Origin of the sequence: Pseudomonas sp. NPDC078416 (genome assembly GCF_050268485.1) — a bacterium.
GTDB lineage: Bacteria > Pseudomonadota > Gammaproteobacteria > Pseudomonadales > Pseudomonadaceae > Aquipseudomonas.
In genome coordinates this window covers 328,977-348,263 of record NZ_JBNNGV010000002.1, presented here as the reverse complement: position 1 = coordinate 348,263, position 19,287 = coordinate 328,977, and the positions used below count along the sequence as shown (strand labels likewise).

Sequence of the window (19,287 nt, the reverse complement as noted above, 5' to 3'; positions counted from 1 at the left end):
CCATGAAATACCGCCTGGGCGATGCCCGCGTCGACGCGCACGCCAGCAGCTGGATCGCGCCGACAGCCACCGTCATCGGCAATGTGCGCTTGCAGGCCAACGCCAGCGTCTGGTTCGGCGCTGTGCTGCGCGGCGACAACGAGCTGATCGACATCGGCGAGAACAGCAACGTGCAGGACGGCACGGTCATGCACACCGACATGGGTTCGCCGCTGACCATCGGTCGCAACGTGACCATCGGCCACAACGCCATGCTTCACGGCTGCAGCGTGGGTGACAGCACGCTCATCGGCATCAATTCGGTCATCCTCAATGGCGCGAAGATCGGCAAGCATTGCATCATCGGCGCCAACTCACTGATTGGCGAAGGCAAGGTCATTCCCGACGGTTCGCTGGTCATGGGCTCGCCGGGCAAGATCGTTCGCGAACTCACTGATGCACAAAAGCAGATGCTCGACGCCAGCGCTGCCCACTACGTCCACAACGCCCAACGCTACGCGCGTGACCTGGCCCCACAGGAAGATTGATGTCCAACGCCGACGCTCCACTCCATGAAAAGCCGGTCCGCTCGCCCTGTGTAAGTATTTGCGCGCTGGACGACGCCGACATCTGTACCGGTTGCCAGCGCACCGTGGCCGAGATCACCGGCTGGAGCCGCATGGACAACCAGGCGCGCCGTGCCGTGTTGATCGCCTGCGAGGAGCGGGCGAGGGCAAGCGGGATGATGTTTCAGGTGAGCGGCAGCAGCCCTCGACGTTGATCCAAGCCTGCGCCGCTGCCACCCATTCCCCGGCCTTCATGTTAAATTGCGCGCCTTTCTACCTGCGGTTGCCTGCACACGGCGAGCAACCCTCGACCTGCTCCACGAGGACCTGAGATGACTCAAATCGGAACTCCACTGTCGCCGACCGCGACCCGCGTTTTGCTCTGCGGTTGCGGCGAGCTTGGCAAGGAAGTGGTGATCGAACTGCAACGCCTGGGCGTTGAAGTGATCGCCGTCGACCGTTATGCCAATGCGCCGGCGATGCAGGTCGCGCACCGCAGCCACGTCATCAACATGCTCGACGGCGCAGCGTTGCGTGCGGTGATCGAGTCCGAGAAGCCCCATTACATCGTCCCGGAAATCGAAGCCATCGCCACCGCGACCCTGGTGGAGCTGGAGTCTGAAGGCTTCACGGTCATTCCGACGGCCCGCGCCGCGCAGCTGACCATGAACCGCGAAGGCATTCGTCGTCTGGCCGCTGAAGAGCTGGACCTGCCGACCTCGCCGTATCACTTTGCCGACACCTTCGAAGACTACAAAAAAGCCGTCGAAGACCTCGGCTTCCCGTGCGTGGTGAAGCCGGTGATGAGCTCGTCGGGTAAAGGCCAGAGCCTGCTGAAAACCGACGCTGACATCCAGAAGGCCTGGGACTATGCGCAAGAAGGCGGTCGTGCCGGCAAAGGCCGGGTGATCATCGAAGGCTTCATCGATTTCGATTACGAAATCACCCTGCTGACCGTGCGTCACGTCGGTGGCACGACATTCTGTGCACCGGTCGGTCATCGTCAGGAGAAGGGCGACTATCAGGAATCGTGGCAGCCCCAGGCCATGAGCCCGGTGGCACTGGCCGAGTCCGAGCGCGTCGCCAAAGCCGTAACCGAGGCGCTGGGTGGCCGTGGTCTGTTTGGCGTCGAGTTGTTCATCAAGGGCGATCAGGTCTGGTTCAGCGAAGTCTCGCCGCGCCCCCACGACACCGGTCTGGTCACGCTGATTTCCCAGGACCTGTCGCAGTTCGCCCTGCACGCCCGCGCCATTCTCGGTCTGCCGATCCCGTTGATTCGCCAGTTCGGCCCATCGGCGTCGGCGGTGATTCTGGTGGAAGGTCACTCGACCCAGACGGCGTTCGCCAATCTGGAGCAAGCCCTGAGCGAACCGGACACCGCGCTGCGTCTGTTCGGCAAGCCTGAGGTCAATGGTCAGCGCCGCATGGGTGTTGCCTTGGCGCGTGACGAGTCGATCGAAGCGGCCCGTCGCAAGGCCACTCGCGCATCGATGGCGGTGAAGGTTCAGCTGTAAGCGTCACGCTGAACAAAAAACGGCGCCCTCAGGGGCGCCGTTTTTTTTTGGCGATCACGCTCCTACACTTCAGGTGATCAGGCAATCGTATCCAGGTCCGCGTGCCGGGTTTCTTTCAGGCACAGCACGGCGATCACGCTGATCAACGCCGCTGCCGAGACATACCCGCCGACCCAGCTCAGGCCGCCCATTTCCACCAGCTTCTGTGCGAAGAAAGGCGCGACCGAGGCACCGACGATCCCGCCGATGTTGTAGGCCGCCGACGCGCCGGTATAACGCACCCGCGTGGGAAACAGCTCCGGCAGCATCGCCCCCATCGGCGCGAACGTGACGCCCATCAGAAACAGCTCGATCGACAAGAACAGCGTCACCGCCCAGGTCGTGCCGTGGGTCAGCAAAGGCTCCATCAGAAAGCCCGACAGGATCGCCAGTACGCCGCCGATGATCAGTACGGGCTTGCGACCAAATCGATCACTCGCCAACGCGGACAGTGGCGTGGCGAGGGCCATGAACAGCACCGCAAAACACAGCATCGCCAGAAACGACTCGCGACTGTAACCGAGCGTTTTCACCCCATAACTCAGCGAGAAGACGGTGGAGATATAGAACAACGCGTAGCACACCACCATCGACGCGGCCCCCAGCAGCATCGGCTTCCAGTACTGACCGAACAGCTCGGCAATCGGCAGTTTCACACGCTCATGGCGGGCGATGGCCTTGGCGAAAACCGGCGTTTCCTCAAGCTTGAGGCGCACATACAGCCCGATGATGACCAGCACGGCGCTGAGCAGAAACGGCACGCGCCAGCCCCAGGAGCGGAATTGCTCGTCATCCAGGGTCATCGCCAATGTCAGAAACAGCCCGTTTGCTGCGAGGAAGCCGATCGATGGGCCCAGTTGCGGGAACATGCCAAACCACGCCCGTTTGCCCTTGGGTGCGTTCTCGGTCGCCAGCAACGCCGCGCCGCCCCATTCGCCGCCCAGTCCAAGGCCTTGGCCGAAGCGCAGCACGCAAAGCAGGATCGGCGCCCATGACCCGATGGCGTCGTAGCCCGGCAAAACGCCGATCAGCGTGGTGCAGACGCCCATGAGCAGCAGCGAGGCGACCAGGGTGGATTTGCGGCCGACCCGATCACCGAAGTGGCCGAAGAGCGCCGAGCCCAGGGGACGTGCGAGAAAGGCGATCCCGAACGTCAGAAACGCTGACAGCATCTGTGCGGTGCTGGAGGTTTGCGGGAAGAACACCGGCCCGATCACCAGTGCGGCGGCGGTGGCGTACACGTAGAAATCGTAGAACTCGATGGCGGTGCCGATGAAGCTGGCGGTGGCGACGCGCGCCGCGGAGTTGGCGGGGCGGGCGTCGCTCTCGTCACTGGTCGGACAGGCAGAAGTTGTGGTCATGCGGATATCCCTGGCAGTCGTATCGCCTGTCAGCGGGAGACGAAGATTCGTACGCGCGCTGCGGCAATCGTAATTGTTGTTTTGGGTCCAGCGCTGAACAGACTAGCCCGGATGCGGGCAAAGGCGCGTGGCGTGCTCGGGATGGGAGCGAAGGCCAGGGTGTCGCGTGGGCAGTCAGGCTGTGTGACTGGCCGGATCGCGCAGTGTGCGGGTAGCACGCGGATCGGCGGGGCTGGGTAAGCGGATCGATTATAGGAAGGGGGCCGGCGCGGAAACAAGTGTTTCAGGGCGCTGCCTGCCTTTTCAGATCACGTCTTTGGTGCGGGTGTTCAGCCACATCAGCACTCGGCTGACGCGGTTGTCTTCGGTCTCGAGGATTTCCAGGCGGTAAGGGCCGATCTTCAGGCAGACCGCGCTGTTGGGGATGGTCTCCAGCGCTTCGGTGATCAGGCCGTTGAGGGTCTTGGGGCCATCGGAGGGCAGATGCCAGCCAAGGCTCTTATTCAGATCGCGAATCGACGCCGCGCCTTCAATCACCAGTCGCCCGTCAGGCTGCGGCTGAATGTGCGGGTTATCGAGGACCTGCTCGCTTTCGAACTCGCCGACGATCTCTTCCAGAATGTCCTCGAGGCTGACGATGCCCAGCACTTCGCCGTATTCATCGACCACCACGCCCATGCGCCGCTGCTGTTTGTGGAAGTTGAGCAGCTGCATCTGCAGCGGCGTGCTCTCCGGCACGAAATACGGTTCGTAGCAGGCGGCTCGCAACGCCTCTTTGGTCAGCTCGTTACGCGGCAGCAAGTGGCTGATCATCCGCGTGTTGAGCACGCCTTCCACCTGATTGATGTCGTTGTGGTAGACCGGCAGACGCGTGTGACGGGAGATGATCAGCTTGTCGATGATCTCCTCGATGGTGTCGTCGAGGTTGATGCCGTCGACTTCGCTGCGGGGCACCAGGATGTCATTGACGGTCATGCGGTCCAGCGCGTAAATCCCGGAGATGACGTGGGCGCGGCCATACTGGCTTTCGTTGTCCTGATAGACCGTCGGGCGCGTGTCGTCTTCATCATCAATGGTGTCTGGCCGACGCTTCGACAGAAAAGGGCGCAACAGCGTCTTGGCAATGTTCTTGTAGATCCAGGTCAGCGGGTGCAGCAGCCGAACCGGGATGCGCAGCACGTTGTTGCCCAGCAGCAGGATTGACTCGGGACGACGGGCTGCCAGTTTTCGCGGAATGAATTCGGTCACCACCACCAGCACGCTGGCGACGCCGAGCCAGGCAATCAGCGGACCGTGGAAATACCAGTGCCCGATGGCTAGCAACGTGGCGAGGACGGTAATCAGCGCCTTGAGCAGCGTGTTGCCCAGAATGAGGCTGTTGAGGTTGAAGGCCAGAACTGGCTTCGGTGGCTCGTTGGAGCGGGGATTGACCGGCATCGCCCGGAGATTATGGTGCGCCGCCTCGACCGCGCTGAGCAGCCCGGACCACAACGTGAGCAGCGCAAGCAGCGTGAGCATTGTGCCGACCGGCAGATTATCCATGATCAACGCCCGTCAGATGTGCAGGATGTATTCACGAACGAGCTTGCTGCCGAAGTAGGCCAGCATCAGGAGCAGAAATCCGCCCAGCGTCCAGCGGATTGCCTTGTGGCCGCGCCAGCCCAGGTGGTGACGCCCCCAGAGCAGCACACTGAAGACCATCCACGCGAGGATCGACAGCAGGGTTTTGTGCACCAGATGCTGGGCAAACAGGTTTTCGACGAACAGCCAGCCGGAAATCAGCGACATCGAGAGCAGGACCCAGCCGGCCCAGAGAAAGCCGAAGAGCAGGCTTTCCATGGTCTGCAGCGGAGGGAAGCTTTTGATCAGGCCCAGCGGGTGCTTGTTCTTCAGTTGATGATCCTGCAGCAGCAAGAGCAAGGACTGGAACACCGCAATGGTGAACATCCCGTAGGCGAGGATCGACAGCAGGATATGGCTGATGATGCCGTGTTCTTCAATGATGGGTTGCAGCGTACCGGAGGGCGCGAACTGCGCCATCAGGGACGTCAGCAGGCCCAGCGGGAACAGGAGGATCAGCAGGATTTCGACCGGGAGGCGAATGCACGCGAGCATGGTCACGATGATCACGGCAACAGCAATCAGGCTGGCGGCACTGAAAAAGTCCAGACCCAGGCCGATAGGGCGCACCAGTTGGCCGAACAGGGCACTGGCCTGGCAGGCAACGGCAAGGGTGCCGATCAGGCACAGCAGCCATTTGTCGGCCTTTTGGCCCTGACGCAGGCGCATACCCTGATAGACGGTCGCAGCGGCATAAAAGACGGCGGCGGCGAGGCTGAAGAGCAAACTCGGTGACAAGGGGGACATAGATCCTGTTGGGCGTGCTCGAAAGCCGGTGAGTTTGGCATAAAACGCACATTTCACGAAAGACTACAGAAGCAGACGCCGTGGTGTCCGTGCGCCGGAGTCTTCGCTATAATCCGCGACCTGCTCAAGCCACAGGTTCGCCGATCGCTGTGTCAGCCGCCTTTATAGCGTCGCTATTATTAATAGCCATCCAGTAAAGAGCAGGCGTCGCGATGTCGGCAGCCGACTGAAAAGGCCGCTACGGGCCGGGCCGCATCAATCGGGGTTCAGCACGAACCCAAAGGATCACGCATGTTTGAAAATCTGACAGATCGTCTCTCGCAGACGCTGCGCCAGGTCACTGGTAAAGCCAAGCTGACCGAGGACAACATCAAGGACACACTGCGTGAAGTGCGTATGGCGCTGCTTGAAGCCGACGTCGCCTTGCCGGTTGTCAAAGACTTCGTCAATCGCATCAAGGAGCGCGCCGTCGGCACCGAGGTGTCGCGCAGCCTGACGCCGGGCCAGGCGTTCGTGAAGATCGTCCAGGCCGAGCTGGAAGAGATGATGGGGGCGGCCAACGAAGAGCTGACCCTCAACGTCACGCCGCCGGCGGTCATCCTGATGGCCGGTCTGCAAGGTGCGGGCAAGACCACCACTGCCGGCAAGCTCGCCCGATTCCTGAAAGAACGCAAAAAGAAAACCGTGATGCTGGTGTCGGCGGACGTTTACCGCCCGGCCGCGATCAAGCAGCTGGAAACCCTGGCCAACGACATCGGTGTGACGTTCTTCCCGTCCGACATCAGTCAGAAGCCGGTGGACATCGCCGAAGCAGCTATTAAAGAAGCCAAGCTCAAGTTCATCGACGTCGTGATCCTCGACACCGCCGGTCGTCTGCACATCGACGCCGAGATGATGGGCGAGATCCAGGCGCTGCACGCAGCGGTCAAACCGGCCGAGACGCTGTTCGTCGTCGACGCCATGACCGGCCAGGATGCTGCGAACACCGCCAAGGCGTTTGGTGATGCGCTGCCGCTGACCGGTGTGATTCTGACCAAGGTCGACGGCGACGCCCGTGGCGGTGCTGCGCTGTCGGTGCGCGCCATTACTGGCAAGCCGATCAAGTTCATCGGTATGGGCGAGAAGAGCGAGGCGCTGGAGCCGTTCCACCCGGACCGTATCGCCTCGCGCATCCTCGGCATGGGCGACGTGCTCAGCCTGATCGAGCAGGCCGAACAGACCCTCGACAAGGACAAGGCCGACAAACTGGCCAAGAAGCTGAAGAAGGGCAAGGGCTTCGACCTCGAAGACTTCCGCGATCAGCTGCAACAAATGAAGAACATGGGCGGCCTGGGCGGGCTCATGGACAAGCTGCCAAGCATCGGCGGCGTCAACCTGTCGCAGATGGGCAACGCGCAGGGCGCAGCCGAAAAGCAGTTCAAGCAGATGGAAGCCATCATCAACTCGATGACCCCGGCCGAGCGTCGCGACCCTGAGCTGATCAGCGGTTCACGCAAGCGCCGTATCGCCATGGGTTCCGGCACCCAGGTGCAGGACATCGGTCGTCTGATCAAGCAGCACAAACAGATGCAGAAGATGATGAAGAAGTTTTCGACCAAGGGTGGCATGGCCAAAATGATGCGCGGCATGGGCGGAATGTTGCCCGGCGGCGGTATGCCCAAAATGTAAATTGCATCGCGCGGGCTTTATTCCCGCGCGTTCTCCAACGGGGCAACCGTCCCGGTGGCCTGCTCAGGCAGGCACTCAACGCCGTCATCCCTGACGGCTCCATGGCAGATCTAGGTGGCCCGACGGCGTACGCCGGAAAAAGTCATTTGCAAAAATCCGGATATTCCTTAGAATATGCGGCCTTTCGGGCACCCATGCCCGCTGTGCATCTTAGATTTGCAGCACCGACTACAGGAAAATTGTTCAATGCTAACAATCCGTCTTGCCCTTGGCGGCTCTAAAAAGCGCCCGTTCTACCACCTGACTGTCACCGACAGCCGCAACCCACGTGACGGTTCCCACAAGGAACAAATCGGTTTCTTCAACCCGGTTGCCCGTGGTCAGGAAATCCGTCTGTCCGTGAACCAAGAGCGTCTGGCCTACTGGCTGAGCGTTGGTGCACAACCTTCTGAGCGTGTTGCTTCGCTGTTGAAGGAATCTGCCAAGGCTGCGGCCTGAGCAATATGAACGCGACGCCAGCTTCTGCCGACGATCTGATCGTTATCGGCAAGATTTACTCGGTACACGGCGTTCGCGGCGAAGTGAAGGTGTATTCCTTTACTGATCCAACCGAAAACCTGTTGCAGTACAAAACCTGGACGCTCAAGCGCGAAGGCAATGTGAAACAGGTCGAGCTGGTCAGTGGACGCGGGAACGACAAGTTCCTGGTCGCCAAGCTCAAGGGTCTTGATGATCGTGAAGAAGCTCGTCTTCTGGCCGGTTATGAGATCTGCGTGCCGCGCAACCTGTTCCCTGAATTGACCGACGGCGAGTACTACTGGTACCAGCTTGAAGGTCTGAAGGTCATTGACGGTCTTGGGCAACTGCTCGGGAAGGTCGATCATCTTCTGGAAACCGGCGCCAATGATGTAATGGTGGTCAAACCCTGCGCAGGCAGTCTGGACGATCGCGAACGCCTTTTGCCCTATACGGAGCAATGCGTGTTGGCAGTTGATCTGGTTGCAGGCGAGATGAAGGTGGAATGGGACGCGGATTTCTAAGCAATGGCCAGCCTGCGCATAGAAGTCATCACGCTGTTTCCCGAGATGTTTTCCGCCATCAGCGAATACGGCATTACCAGCCGTGCGGTGAAACAGGAGCTGTTGCAGCTCACCTGTTGGAATCCGCGGGATTACACCACTGATCGACATCACACTGTGGACGATCGCCCGTTTGGCGGTGGCCCTGGCATGGTGATGAAGATCAAGCCCCTCGAAGATGCTCTGGCTCAGGCCAGGCAGGCGGCGGGGGATGCGGCGAAGGTGATTTACCTGTCGCCACAAGGCCGCAAGCTGGATCAGTCTGCGGTACGCGAACTGGCGCAGGAAGAAGCACTTATCCTGATTGCCGGTCGTTATGAAGGCGTCGACGAGCGTTTCATTGAAGCTCATGTCGATGAAGAGTGGTCGATTGGCGACTATGTGTTATCTGGCGGTGAGCTGCCGGCCATGGTCCTGATAGATGCGGTTACGCGACTGCTGCCTGGAGCTTTAGGGCATGTAGATTCCGCGGAGGAAGATTCCTTCACGGATGGTCTGCTGGATTGCCCGCACTACACCCGACCGGAGGTGTATGCGGATCAGCGTGTTCCCGACGTATTGCTTAGTGGCAATCACGCACACATCCGGCGTTGGCGTTTACAGCAGTCCCTTGGGCGGACCTATGAACGACGCGCCGATCTTCTGGAAAGCCGCTCGCTTTCTGGAGAAGAGAAGAAGCTGCTGGCGGAATACCTCCGCGAGCGGGACGATAGTTAACGTATCGATGGTAAATCCAACCGGTTTACCTTAGGAGCACAGCATGACTAACAAAATCATCCTTGCACTCGAAGCAGAGCAGATGACCAAAGAGATCCCTCCCTTTGCCCCGGGCGACACCATTGTCGTTCAGGTGAAAGTGAAGGAAGGCGACCGCGCTCGTCTGCAGGCGTTCGAAGGCGTTGTTATCGCCAAGCGTAACCGTGGTGTGAACAGTGCTTTCACTGTTCGTAAAATCTCCAACGGTGTTGGCGTTGAACGTACTTTCCAGACCTACAGCCCGCAAATCGACAGCATGGCTGTGAAACGTCGCGGCGACGTTCGCAAGGCCAAGCTGTACTACCTGCGTGACCTGTCCGGTAAAGCAGCTCGCATCAAGGAAAAACTGGTTTAATCCCAGTCTTCCGATGCGAATGAAAAAGCAGCCTACGGGCTGCTTTTTTGCTTTCTGGCATTCGGGTTTTGTCCCGCCTTCGCAGGTATGAAAAACTGCCTCCGCTTTCCACCACTCAAGTCAGAACCCATGCCCGCCATTGACCATCCCATGATCGACCGCTTCCTCGACGCCCTGTGGCTGGAGAAAGGGCTTTCGGACAACACGCGCGACGCCTATCGCAGCGATCTCGCGCTGTTCAACGGCTGGTTGCAGGAAAAGGGGGTGGACCTGATGAGTGTGAGTCGGGAAGCGATTCTCGACCACTTGGGGTGGCGGGTCGACAACGGCTACAAACCTCGCTCGACGGCGCGGCTGCTTTCTGGCGTACGCGGTTTCTATCGCTATCTCCTCCGGGAGAAGCTGATTGCGGTCGACCCGACATTGCAGGTCGACATGCCGCAGTTGGGTAAGCCACTTCCCAAATCCTTGTCCGAAGCCGACGTTGAAGCGTTGCTCGCCGCACCCGATCTGAGCGACGCCATCGGCCAGCGCGACCGGGCCATGCTCGAAGTACTCTACGCCTGCGGACTGCGGGTGACCGAGCTGATCAGCCTGACGCTTGAACAGGTCAACTTGCGCCAGGGCGTGTTGCGCATCATGGGCAAAGGCAGCAAGGAGCGGCTGGTGCCGATGGGGGAGGAAGCCATCGTCTGGGTCGAGCGCTACATGCGCGACGCTCGCCACGAATTGCTTAACGGTCGGCCCAGCGACGTGCTGTTTCCCAGCCAGCGCGGCGAGCAGATGACCCGCCAGACCTTCTGGCACCGCATCAAGCATCAGGCCAAAGTCGCCGGCATCGGCAAATCCCTGTCGCCGCACACCCTGCGTCACGCCTTTGCCACCCACCTGCTCAACCACGGCGCCGACCTGCGCGTCGTGCAGATGCTTCTCGGCCACAGCGACCTGTCGACCACACAGATCTACACCCACGTCGCCCGTGCGCGGTTGCAGGAAATGCATACGAAGCATCACCCGAGGGGTTAGATGACTTCAGTAATTTACGATCTGTCTTACATCGGCGGGCGTCGGCCTTGGGAGCCTTATGTGATAGGCTTTGCCGGTTTCGCAGATCAAGGCCCTGAAAACATCCCGGTGCTTTTTCGCCACACGTCTTCAGCCCGGCCCGTCTGCTCACCGCTCGAGGAGTTTTCATGCGCGTCACTCGTTTTCTCGGTGCTGCCGTTGTAGCGCTGGCCAGCTCTTTCAGCCTGTTTGCCCACGCCGACGAGGCGTCCGACAAAGCCATTCGCAAGACCCTGGAATCGCTCAATCTGGAAATTCCCATCGAGAGCATTTCCAGCAGTCCGTTGAACGGCCTCTATGAAGTCAATCTGAAAGGCGGCCGCGTGCTCTATGCCAGCGCCGACGGCCAGTTCGTCATGCAGGGCAACCTGTACCAGATGCAGGGCGGCAAGCCGGTCAACCTGACCGAGAAGGTCGAGCGTCAGGCGATTTCCAAGACGATCAATGGCATTCCTGCCGCTGAAATGGTCGTCTACCCAGCCGTTGGCGAGACCAAATCCCACATCACGGTGTTCACCGACACCACCTGCCCGTACTGCCACAAACTGCACGCCGAAGTGCCGGAGCTGAACAAGCGCGGCATCGAAGTGCGTTATGTGGCGTTCCCGCGCCAGGGCCTGGGTTCGCCGGGTGACGAGCAACTCCAGGCCGTGTGGTGCTCGAAAGACCGCCGCGCTGCCATGGACCGCATGGTCGACGGCAAGAATATTCAGGCGCCCAAGTGCGACAACCCGGTCACAAAGCAATTTGAAATCGGCCAGTCCATCGGCGTGAACGGCACACCGGCCATCGTGTTGGCCGACGGTCAGCTGATTCCGGGCTACCAGCCGGCGCCACAAGTCGCCAAACTGGCGCTGGGTGCCAAGTAATTTCGTTTATCGCAGCCTCCTGCGGTAGACATTGAAGCGGCCTGTGAGCAGCGCTTCATCAATAGCGAGCCGTTTTGAATGCGGCTGATTCCACGGCCGGCCTCGCGTCGGCCGTTTTATGGGGAGTTCATAGTGAAACCGGTCAAAGTAGGCATCTGTGGGCTGGGTACTGTCGGTGGCGGTACCTTCAATGTGCTAAAGCGTAACGCCGAGGAAATTGCCCGCCGTGCCGGGCGTGGAATCGAAGTGGCGCAGATTGCCATGCGTACACCAAACCCCAATTGCCAGATTACCGGTACCCCGACCACGACCGACGTGTTCGACGTGGCGAGCAACCCTGAAATCGACATCGTCATCGAGCTGATCGGCGGCTACACCATCGCCCGCGAACTGGTGCTCAAGGCCATCGAAAACGGCAAGCATGTGGTCACCGCCAACAAGGCGCTGATCGCCGTGCACGGCAACGAGATTTTCGCCAAGGCCCGGGAGAAGGGCGTCATCGTTGCCTTCGAAGCCGCAGTGGCGGGCGGTATCCCGGTGATCAAGGCCATTCGGGAAGGCCTGTCGGCGAACCGCATCAACTGGGTCGCCGGCATCATCAACGGCACCGGCAACTTCATCCTCACCGAGATGCGCGAAAAAGGCCGCACCTTCCCGGACGTCCTCGCTGAAGCGCAGGCGCTGGGCTATGCAGAAGCCGATCCGACCTTTGACGTCGAAGGCATCGACGCGGCGCACAAGCTGACCATTCTGGCGTCCATCGCCTTTGGCATCCCGCTGCAGTTCGACAAGGCCTACACCGAAGGCATTACCAAGCTGACCACCGCCGACGTCAATTACGCCGAAGCGCTGGGTTACCGCATCAAGCACCTGGGCGTCGCCCGCAGCACGCCGAGCGGTATCGAGCTGCGCGTCCACCCGACTTTGATCCCGGCGGATCGCCTGATCGCCAACGTCAATGGCGTGATGAACGCCGTGATGGTCAACGGCGACGCCGCCGGATCGACCCTCTTCTACGGCGCGGGTGCCGGCATGGAGCCGACCGCTTCATCCGTGGTGGCCGATCTGGTCGACGTGGTCCGTGCCCTGACCACCGACCCTGAAAACCGCGTCCCGCATCTGGCCTTCCAGCCCGATTCGCTGTCGGCCCACCCGATCCTGCCGATCGATGCGTGCGAAAGTGCGTACTACCTGCGCATCCAGGCCAAGGATCATCCGGGCGTGCTGGCGCAGGTGGCGAGCATTCTGTCCGAGCGCGGCATCAACATCGAATCGATCATGCAAAAAGAAGTCGAAGAGCACGACGGCCTGGTGCCAATGATTCTGCTGACCCACCGCGTGGTCGAGAAACGCATGAACGATGCGATCGAAGCGCTGGAAGCGCTGGAAGATGTTGCCGGGCCGGTTGTGCGCATCCGCGTCGAGCATCTGAACTGAGATCAGCCGCAAGCGTTAAGCGGCAAGCTGCAGGTTGCAAGCAAGAGCAAGAGCAAAATCATATCGCGGTGAGCTTCGTGATCCGGGCGGCAGGGGGAAGGCGAATCGTCTTGACCTGCAGCTCGCCACTTGAAGCTTGCCGCCCAAACCGAAGGTTTGAAAAATGCGCTATATCAGTACCCGCGGCCAGGCACCGGCCCTGAATTTCGAAGACGTGTTGCTGACCGGTCTGGCGAGCGACGGTGGTCTGTACGTTCCAGAGAACCTGCCGCGTTTCACTCAGGAAGAAATCGCGTCCTGGGCCGGTCTGCCTTACCACGAGCTGGCATTTCGCGTCATGCGCCCGTTCGTGACGGGCAGCATTCCCGACGCGGATTTCAAGAAGATTCTCGAAGAAACCTACGGCGTGTTTTCCCACGCGGCGGTCGCCCCACTGCGTCAGCTGAACGGCAACGAGTGGGTGCTGGAGCTGTTCCATGGCCCGACCCTTGCGTTCAAGGATTTCGCCCTGCAACTGCTGGGTCGTCTGCTGGATTACGTGCTCGAGAAGCGCGGCGAACGCGTGGTCATCATGGGCGCAACGTCGGGTGACACCGGCTCGGCCGCCATCGAAGGCTGCCGTCGCTGCGACAACGTCGACATCTTCATCCTGCACCCGAACAATCGCGTTTCCGATGTTCAGCGCCGCCAGATGACCACCATCTTCGGCGAGAACATTCACAACATCGCGATCGAAGGCAACTTCGACGACTGCCAGGAAATGGTCAAGAACAGCTTCGCCGACCAGAGCTTCCTCAAGGGCACGCGTCTGGTGGCAGTGAACTCGATCAACTGGGCGCGGATCATGGCCCAGATCGTTTACTACTTTCACGCGGCGCTGCAGTTGGGTGGCCCGGCGCGTTCGGTGGCGTTCTCCGTGCCGACCGGCAACTTCGGCGACATTTTCGCCGGCTACCTGGCCCGCAACATGGGCTTGCCGATCAGCCAGCTGGTGGTCGCGACCAACCGCAACGACATCCTGCACCGCTTCATGAGCGGCAATCAGTATGTCAAAGAGACCCTGCACGCAACGTTGACCCCGTCGATGGACATCATGGTGTCGTCCAACTTCGAGCGTCTGCTGTTCGACATGCACGGTCGCAACGGCGGCGCGATTGCCAAGCTGATGGACACCTTCAGGCAAGGCGGCGGTTTCAGCGTGGATGAAGAACGCTGGACCGAAACCCGCAAGCTGTTTGATTCCCTGGCGGTCAGTGACGAAGACACCTGCAAAACCATCGCCGAAGTCTTCGCCAGCACCGGCGAGCTGCTCGATCCGCACACCGCGATCGGCGTGAAGGCCGCGCGGGACTGCCGCCGCAGCCTGGACACGCCGATGGTGATTCTGGGAACGGCGCATCCGGTCAAGTTCCCGGACGCAGTGCTGAAGGCCGGTGTAGGAAAAGCGCTTGAGCTGCCTGCACATTTGTCTGATTTGTTTGAGCGAGACGAACGCTGCACCGTCCTGCCGAACGACCTCAAGGCCGTGCAGGCCTTTGTCAGCCAACACGGTAATCGTGGCAAACCCCTCTGACCGTATCGCCGTGTAACAACTAAGGCCCGCCTCGCAGCGGGCCTTGTTTTTTCTGCGTGCCACACTTCCGAAGAATTTCAATTTCTCGGATAAGCCTGTGGTTGTTAAACATTTTTACTCAGCGGCATTGAATGGCCGTCAGCTTGATATCGGACCGGCGCTGTGGGCACTCCTGCTGCTCGTGTGCCTCTACAGTCGCGCTGGTCACGCCGGTGAAAACCTGCCGTTCGCCTTGGGCGCACCTTTCCTCCCGCAGCAGCCCCTCGCCCTCGATGACGCGGACCGCCAGTGGCTGGACGCACGCAAGGCACTCCGTGTCGGCATTTCCGTCGCCGATCACGAGCCCGTCGACATCACCACCGACCGCAATCGCTATCAGGGCATCAGCGCGGATTACCTCAGCGTGGTCAGCGCCCGGTTGGCAATTCCCGTTCAATTGCGAGGGTTCGCCAAACGTGAGAAGGCCGTGGAGGCATTACTGGCGGGTGACATCGACGTGCTGACCAGCGCCAGCGGATTCGAGCGAAACAAAGCCGGGCTGGCGTTGACGCGCGAGTACGTGCCGGACCGGGCGGTGGTGTTCGGGCGGGCCAACGACACCAGCCTCAAGCCTACGCTGGAAGGTAAACGCGTGCTGCTGCTGGACGGCTATGCCGATGCTGCGGTTGTGCAGCGTATCTATCCCGAAAGCAATATCGTACTTGCCCCCACGCTCTACAGCGCCATGGAGGCGTTGGCCCACGACGACGCCGACGCGCTGATCGCCAACGAACTCGTGGTGCAGTCCTACAGCCTCTTGCGGCCCTACCTTCGGCTGCACAGAAAGTTCGACAGTCTGTTGCCAGCCGTTGGTTTTTCGTTCGCCCTTCGCGAGAAAGACTCCAGACTTAGCCTGCTGTTCGACCGCGTGCTGGCAGACATGGACGAGTCCTTGCATCGGGAAATTCTCGGGCGATGGACCGTCGGGCTTGGCGCTGACCCTGCTCGTCGGCAAGTCAGCCTTAATCCTGCTGAACAGTTATGGATTCGCAAGCATCCGCGGGTAGTGGTGGCGTCAACTCAGCACCCTCCCTACATTTACAAAGACGCTCGTGGTCAATGGGCAGGGTTGAATGTCGATCTGTTGGCGCGGATTTCGCGTCTGACCGGGCTGCAGTTTGTGTATCAGGAAGCGCCTTCAACCCATTCGCTGCTTGAGACCTTGGCCCACGGCGGCGCGCACATGAACACCACCCTGGCGGAGAACCCCGAGCGCAAGAAACTGCTGTATTTCACCTATGCATTTGGAGGCAATAGCTGGGTGTTTCTGGAGCGCGCCGACAGCGACGCGTCCCTTCAGCTGGCGGACATGACCGGCAAGGTGCTTGCGCTTCCCTCGCGACATGCGTTGCTGGAGTTTATTCAGACACGCTATCCGCAAATCCGTCTGCGGCTCGTGCCCACCTACGCCGAGGCCCGGCAGCTCGTGGAGGAGGGTGAGGCGCACGCCACTATTCAGAACGAGGCAGGCGCCTGGTTGTATCCGCCAGGCGAGCTGAAAGTGGGGCGCAGCGTCGAAGGGTTGTGGTCTCCCGACCGGTTTTCCGTGGTCAAGGGCCATCCTGAATTGCTCGGCATCTTGAACAAGGCCCTGGAAGAATTTTCCGTGACGGAAATGCGCGCCATTCGCCTCAAATGGCTCGGTGCGGCAGCCGCTCCGCCTTCGGTCTGGAACCGCATTCCTTACTGGGTTTACTGGGTTACGAGCGCCTCACTGCTGCTGGGCCTGGTGTCGCTGCTCTGGAGTAGCCGCCTGAGGTATCAGATCCATCAACGGCAGCGAGCCGAAGCACAATTGGGTGATCAGCTCGCCTTCAAGCGAACCCTGCTTGATGCCTTCCCGAACCCTGTTTATGTGCGTGACCTGCAAGGCCGGCTCGTCGCCTGCAACCGCAGTTATGAGGAGAGCTTCGGGATCAGTTACGAACAGATGCAGGGCCGACGCCTGATCGATGTGGATCTCGTTGACCGTGAAATGGCCGAGCAAATGCACGCCGATTACATGCGTCTGCTGGAGACGCAGGAGCCCGTGTTTACCGAGCGCGCCCTTACGCTGGCCGGGCGAGTGGTCCACGCCTGGCAATGGGTGGTGCCCTACCATCGCGCCGACGGACAGATGCAGGGACTGCTCGGCGGCTGGATGGACATCAGCGAGCGCAAACGCCTGGAAAGCGAGTTGCGCGAAGCACGTCAAGCCGCGGAGCAGGCGGCAGGGCAGCTGAAGGGCCTGCTCGACGAATTGGGGCAAGCGAAGGCATCGGGGGTGTAAATTTTGCCTGTCACATTCGGCAGGCATGCTCCGGAATCAAGCTGTTGCGGTGAGTGCGCATGTGTCAAAGCGCCACAGTGCTCAGAACTTTCCACTGCTGCCAATGGTCATTGGTTAGCACCTTTGCATTCAAACTGTTGAGTGGTGATCCGGATGGAAAATATCAGCTTGCTACTGAGCGAAGCGCTGTCCCCTTATCAGGTGAGCATTGGCCCTGCCGGTATTCTGGGTGAGCGTCTGGTGACGCTGAAAAACCCAGTGGGTGCGATTGTGATCGAACGTGTTTTTTCTGCATCGCAATTGGGCGACAAGCGTCAGCTGACTGACGTGGTGGATGGTCTTCACCGTGATTTGATGGTGGCAGAAGGGCGCATCGAGCCTTGTGTGATCGCCGCCATGCGCAATGTTTCCCAGTCTGCTGCTTACACTGCCGCCCGACCTTTCGTCTGAGCCGCAGGGAACCTTCTCGATTCAGTAGGCTCCTATCAGTTACTGCAGGCGCAGGCATTGTGCTCCGGTGTTCATGCTGCCTGCCGTACGGGTCCAAGATGGGCCACGGTTGACCCCGAGTAGTCTCCCCGCTGCTCGGGGTTTCTTTTTGCCTGAAATTCAGCGCCTCAATGCCGGGCCTGGATTTGACCCGGCGTCAGTTCGGCACTTCATCGAAGAATGTCTGGGCGTCGCGCAGGTATTCCTCCTTCTTGACCATCCACTCCGCGTAAAACCCCACCAGCCGCGTCACTCGCAGCACACGCATTTCCCGGTTGATGATCTCCATCGCCGCGCGGCCCTTATCGGTCTTTGAACAGGCAATGTGAGCGAACTGGTATTTGGGCACGTCTTTGACCGGCAGGAACTCCAGCTCCGTTAGAGGAATGCCCTGTTGCTGCGCGTGAAAGCGCGCTTCCGGCCAGTAACTGATGATCGCCTGAAAGCGATCCAGCCGTTCCATTTCCAGCATGCTGCCCACCGCTGAATTGCCGTAGTGCAGGACCAGACGTTCGGGGTGAGGGGTCTCGCGCAGCACGTTATCGATGACCGGGCCGTAGCTGCGTTCGCCGACGATGCCGACATCGATACTGTCGCTGGCCAGCAAGGCGGCAAGGTCGAGGCGGCCGTCAGCATCGATGAACGGAGCGAACAGTGCGTGTCGCCTGCTCTCGATCGTTACGCCGTTACTGGGGGTCGCATAGGAAGGGATGGAAAACAGAATGGTTTTGTCGCGCTCGGGCGTCCACAGCAGGGTCGGGTCGCAGGCGAACACGTCATGGTCATTGAGCATCTGCGTTCCGCGCGCGCGGTTGACGTGCATGATCTGGTGATCGTATTCCGGCATCCGGGCAGTCAGCTCGGGCATCAGCTTGTCGATGGCCCCCTGGCCCGCCAACGGTCCGGAAAATATGGTCAGGGGCGGGAAGTCGCGCAGCAGCCAGATCAGCGTTTCACGTGCGGACGCCTTACCGGGCAGGCAGGCGAACACACCTGCGATCAGCAAGGCGCGCATTCGGGAACCGGTGACATGCATGGAAGCGTTGACCTTCATCGACAGCGTCTCGCAGCAAGGAATCAGTGATGTGCTTCATTTATTTAACACATGTCATGGGGGCATGAGTAACGCCTCGCGAACGTTGTGCCCCATCATCCATTTGAGGGGCGAGCCGCATCGCTCATCGAGTTCGGTCGTTCAACGGGGCTGCATCGGGTAGACTTGCCGCCTTTCCCGTCTCTCTAGAAGCCCGTTCATGGCCCAGCCGTCCACGACCTATAAGTTCGAACTCAACCTCACCGACCTTGATCGCGGGGTCTATGAAACCGTCAAGCAGACCATCGCCCGCCACCCTTCGGAAACCGAAGAGCGCATGACCGTGCGCCTGTTGGCCTACGCCTTCTGGTACAACGAGCACCTGTCGTTTGGCCGGGGTCTGTCGGACGTCGACGAACCTGCATTGTGGGAAAAGAGTCTGGACGATCGCGTGCTGCACTGGATCGAAGTGGGCCAGCCCGACGCCGACCGCCTGACCTGGTGCTCGCGCCGTACCGAGCGCACCAGCCTGCTGGCCTACGGCAGCCTGCGGGTGTGGGAAGGCAAGGTCATACCGGCGATCAAGACACTGAAGAACGTCAACATTGCTTCGGTGCCTCAGGAAGTACTGGAAGTGCTGTCCAAGGACATGCCCCGGGTGATCAAGTGGGACGTGATGATCAGCGAAGGGACGATCTTTGTGACCGACGATCGCGGTCAGCACGAAGTGCAACTGCAGTGGCTGGCGGGCGAGCGGGGCTGATTCAGTCCTTCGGTGCGACGGCACTGCGGCGCTACTACAGCGACATCGCGACGGCATCCCTACACC

General features: G+C 60.4%; 18 protein-coding genes and 1 pseudogene. 15 read left to right on the top strand and 4 right to left on the bottom strand.

All coding sequences use genetic code 11. From position 1 onward, the window contains the following. The first annotated feature begins 2 nt into the window (after window positions 1–2). The 3 genes from ACQKEN_RS05455 to purT all read left to right on the top strand — a co-directional run bounded on the left by ACQKEN_RS05455 (window position 3) and on the right by purT (window position 2,059). A complete protein-coding gene (locus ACQKEN_RS05455; protein WP_192170765.1) occupies window positions 3–527 on the top strand; it encodes a gamma carbonic anhydrase family protein in 525 nt (174 codons plus the stop codon). Then, a complete protein-coding gene (locus ACQKEN_RS05450; RefSeq protein WP_427684212.1) occupies window positions 527–760 on the top strand; it encodes a DUF1289 domain-containing protein in 234 nt (77 codons plus the stop codon). Before ACQKEN_RS05455 ends, ACQKEN_RS05450 begins: the two co-directional genes overlap by 1 nt. A gap of 117 nt (window positions 761–877) precedes the next feature. Beyond that, window positions 878–2,059, top strand: coding sequence for a formate-dependent phosphoribosylglycinamide formyltransferase (purT, locus tag ACQKEN_RS05445; RefSeq protein ID WP_427684210.1), 1,182 nt, complete (start codon window positions 878–880; stop codon window positions 2,057–2,059). Window positions 2,060–2,136: 77 nt separating this feature from the next. Here purT and ACQKEN_RS05440 read toward each other — a convergent pair whose 3' ends face one another. The 3 genes from ACQKEN_RS05440 to ACQKEN_RS05430 form a co-directional block, all read right to left on the bottom strand. Beyond that, on the bottom strand, window positions 2,137–3,459 hold the full coding sequence (locus ACQKEN_RS05440; RefSeq protein WP_427684208.1) for an MFS transporter: 1,323 nt from the start codon (window positions 3,457–3,459) through the stop codon (window positions 2,137–2,139). Window positions 3,460–3,762: 303 nt separating this feature from the next. Beyond that, a complete protein-coding gene (locus ACQKEN_RS05435) occupies window positions 3,763–5,001 on the bottom strand; it encodes a transporter associated domain-containing protein (protein ID WP_427684206.1) in 1,239 nt (412 codons plus the stop codon). Between the two features lie 12 nt (window positions 5,002–5,013). Continuing rightward, a complete protein-coding gene (locus ACQKEN_RS05430) occupies window positions 5,014–5,826 on the bottom strand; it encodes a cytochrome C assembly family protein (RefSeq protein WP_427684205.1) in 813 nt (270 codons plus the stop codon). Between the two features lie 291 nt (window positions 5,827–6,117). On the opposite strand from ACQKEN_RS05430, the gene ffh reads away from it, so the two are divergent. From ffh to ACQKEN_RS05375, 11 genes and pseudogenes are all read left to right on the top strand, one after another. Beyond that, window positions 6,118–7,494, top strand: coding sequence for a signal recognition particle protein (ffh, locus tag ACQKEN_RS05425; RefSeq protein ID WP_065989960.1), 1,377 nt, complete (start codon window positions 6,118–6,120; stop codon window positions 7,492–7,494). Between the two features lie 246 nt (window positions 7,495–7,740). Continuing rightward, the gene (gene rpsP / locus ACQKEN_RS05420; RefSeq protein WP_037012442.1) at window positions 7,741–7,992 is read left to right on the top strand and encodes a 30S ribosomal protein S16; all 252 of its coding nucleotides are present in this window, start codon (window positions 7,741–7,743) and stop codon (window positions 7,990–7,992) included. A gap of 5 nt (window positions 7,993–7,997) precedes the next feature. Further along, window positions 7,998–8,534: a ribosome maturation factor RimM gene (rimM, locus tag ACQKEN_RS05415; RefSeq protein WP_037012440.1), complete on the top strand. Its 537-nt coding sequence runs from the start codon at window positions 7,998–8,000 to the stop codon at window positions 8,532–8,534. A 3-nt stretch (window positions 8,535–8,537) separates the two neighbouring features. Further along, on the top strand, window positions 8,538–9,290 hold the full coding sequence (trmD, locus tag ACQKEN_RS05410) for a tRNA (guanosine(37)-N1)-methyltransferase TrmD (RefSeq protein WP_065989956.1): 753 nt from the start codon (window positions 8,538–8,540) through the stop codon (window positions 9,288–9,290). Window positions 9,291–9,333: 43 nt separating this feature from the next. After that, the gene (gene rplS, locus ACQKEN_RS05405) at window positions 9,334–9,684 is read left to right on the top strand and encodes a 50S ribosomal protein L19 (protein ID WP_037012438.1); all 351 of its coding nucleotides are present in this window, start codon (window positions 9,334–9,336) and stop codon (window positions 9,682–9,684) included. A 129-nt stretch (window positions 9,685–9,813) separates the two neighbouring features. Beyond that, window positions 9,814–10,710 carry a site-specific tyrosine recombinase XerD gene (gene xerD, locus ACQKEN_RS05400; protein WP_108120893.1) on the top strand — a complete coding sequence of 299 codons (897 nt, stop codon included), beginning with the start codon at window positions 9,814–9,816 and terminating at the stop codon, window positions 10,708–10,710. A gap of 167 nt (window positions 10,711–10,877) precedes the next feature. Further along, window positions 10,878–11,618, top strand: a complete 741-nt coding sequence (dsbC, locus tag ACQKEN_RS05395) for a bifunctional protein-disulfide isomerase/oxidoreductase DsbC (RefSeq protein ID WP_427684202.1) — start codon at window positions 10,878–10,880, stop codon at window positions 11,616–11,618. Window positions 11,619–11,750: 132 nt separating this feature from the next. Continuing rightward, window positions 11,751–13,055: a homoserine dehydrogenase gene (locus ACQKEN_RS05390; protein WP_108120894.1), complete on the top strand. Its 1,305-nt coding sequence runs from the start codon at window positions 11,751–11,753 to the stop codon at window positions 13,053–13,055. A gap of 163 nt (window positions 13,056–13,218) precedes the next feature. Beyond that, on the top strand, window positions 13,219–14,628 hold the full coding sequence (gene thrC / locus ACQKEN_RS05385; RefSeq protein WP_074892276.1) for a threonine synthase: 1,410 nt from the start codon (window positions 13,219–13,221) through the stop codon (window positions 14,626–14,628). Window positions 14,629–14,800: 172 nt separating this feature from the next. Next, a pseudogene (locus ACQKEN_RS05380) lies at window positions 14,801–16,876 on the top strand (transporter substrate-binding domain-containing protein); the annotation flags it as partial. A 213-nt stretch (window positions 16,877–17,089) separates the two neighbouring features. Further along, window positions 17,090–17,386, top strand: a complete 297-nt coding sequence (locus tag ACQKEN_RS05375; protein WP_427684199.1) for a DUF3509 domain-containing protein — start codon at window positions 17,090–17,092, stop codon at window positions 17,384–17,386. Between the two features lie 196 nt (window positions 17,387–17,582). On the opposite strand, the gene ACQKEN_RS05370 is transcribed toward ACQKEN_RS05375, so the two are convergent. Then, the gene (locus ACQKEN_RS05370; RefSeq protein WP_425438896.1) at window positions 17,583–18,428 is read right to left on the bottom strand and encodes a TIGR02285 family protein; all 846 of its coding nucleotides are present in this window, start codon (window positions 18,426–18,428) and stop codon (window positions 17,583–17,585) included. Window positions 18,429–18,678: 250 nt separating this feature from the next. Here ACQKEN_RS05370 and ACQKEN_RS05365 point away from each other — a divergent pair, with 250 nt between their 5' ends. Next, complete coding sequence (locus ACQKEN_RS05365; RefSeq protein WP_427684197.1) at window positions 18,679–19,221, top strand: YaeQ family protein; 543 nt, start codon at window positions 18,679–18,681, stop codon at window positions 19,219–19,221. Window positions 19,222–19,287: the final 66 nt, after the last annotated feature.

Bases quoted from the DNA above. Each gene is read 5' to 3' on its own strand.
- dsbC (WP_427684202.1), top strand. From the start codon at position 10,878: ATGCGCGTCACTCGTTTTCTCGGTGCTGCCGTTGTAGCGCTGGCCAGC.
- ACQKEN_RS05435 (WP_427684206.1), bottom strand. From the start codon at position 5,001: ATGGATAATCTGCCGGTCGGCACAATGCTCACGCTGCTTGCGCTGCTC.
- ACQKEN_RS05375 (WP_427684199.1), top strand. From the start codon at position 17,090: ATGGAAAATATCAGCTTGCTACTGAGCGAAGCGCTGTCCCCTTATCAG.
- ACQKEN_RS05430 (WP_427684205.1), bottom strand. From the start codon at position 5,826: ATGTCCCCCTTGTCACCGAGTTTGCTCTTCAGCCTCGCCGCCGCCGTC.
- ACQKEN_RS05450 (WP_427684212.1), top strand. From the start codon at position 527: ATGTCCAACGCCGACGCTCCACTCCATGAAAAGCCGGTCCGCTCGCCC.
- ACQKEN_RS05455 (WP_192170765.1), top strand. From the start codon at position 3: ATGAAATACCGCCTGGGCGATGCCCGCGTCGACGCGCACGCCAGCAGC.
- rplS (WP_037012438.1), top strand. From the start codon at position 9,334: ATGACTAACAAAATCATCCTTGCACTCGAAGCAGAGCAGATGACCAAA.
- ffh (WP_065989960.1), top strand. From the start codon at position 6,118: ATGTTTGAAAATCTGACAGATCGTCTCTCGCAGACGCTGCGCCAGGTC.
- rimM (WP_037012440.1), top strand. From the start codon at position 7,998: ATGAACGCGACGCCAGCTTCTGCCGACGATCTGATCGTTATCGGCAAG.
- xerD (WP_108120893.1), top strand. From the start codon at position 9,814: ATGCCCGCCATTGACCATCCCATGATCGACCGCTTCCTCGACGCCCTG.
- thrC (WP_074892276.1), top strand. From the start codon at position 13,219: ATGCGCTATATCAGTACCCGCGGCCAGGCACCGGCCCTGAATTTCGAA.
- ACQKEN_RS05365 (WP_427684197.1), top strand. From the start codon at position 18,679: ATGGCCCAGCCGTCCACGACCTATAAGTTCGAACTCAACCTCACCGAC.
- trmD (WP_065989956.1), top strand. From the start codon at position 8,538: ATGGCCAGCCTGCGCATAGAAGTCATCACGCTGTTTCCCGAGATGTTT.
- ACQKEN_RS05440 (WP_427684208.1), bottom strand. From the start codon at position 3,459: ATGACCACAACTTCTGCCTGTCCGACCAGTGACGAGAGCGACGCCCGC.
- purT (WP_427684210.1), top strand. From the start codon at position 878: ATGACTCAAATCGGAACTCCACTGTCGCCGACCGCGACCCGCGTTTTG.
- rpsP (WP_037012442.1), top strand. From the start codon at position 7,741: ATGCTAACAATCCGTCTTGCCCTTGGCGGCTCTAAAAAGCGCCCGTTC.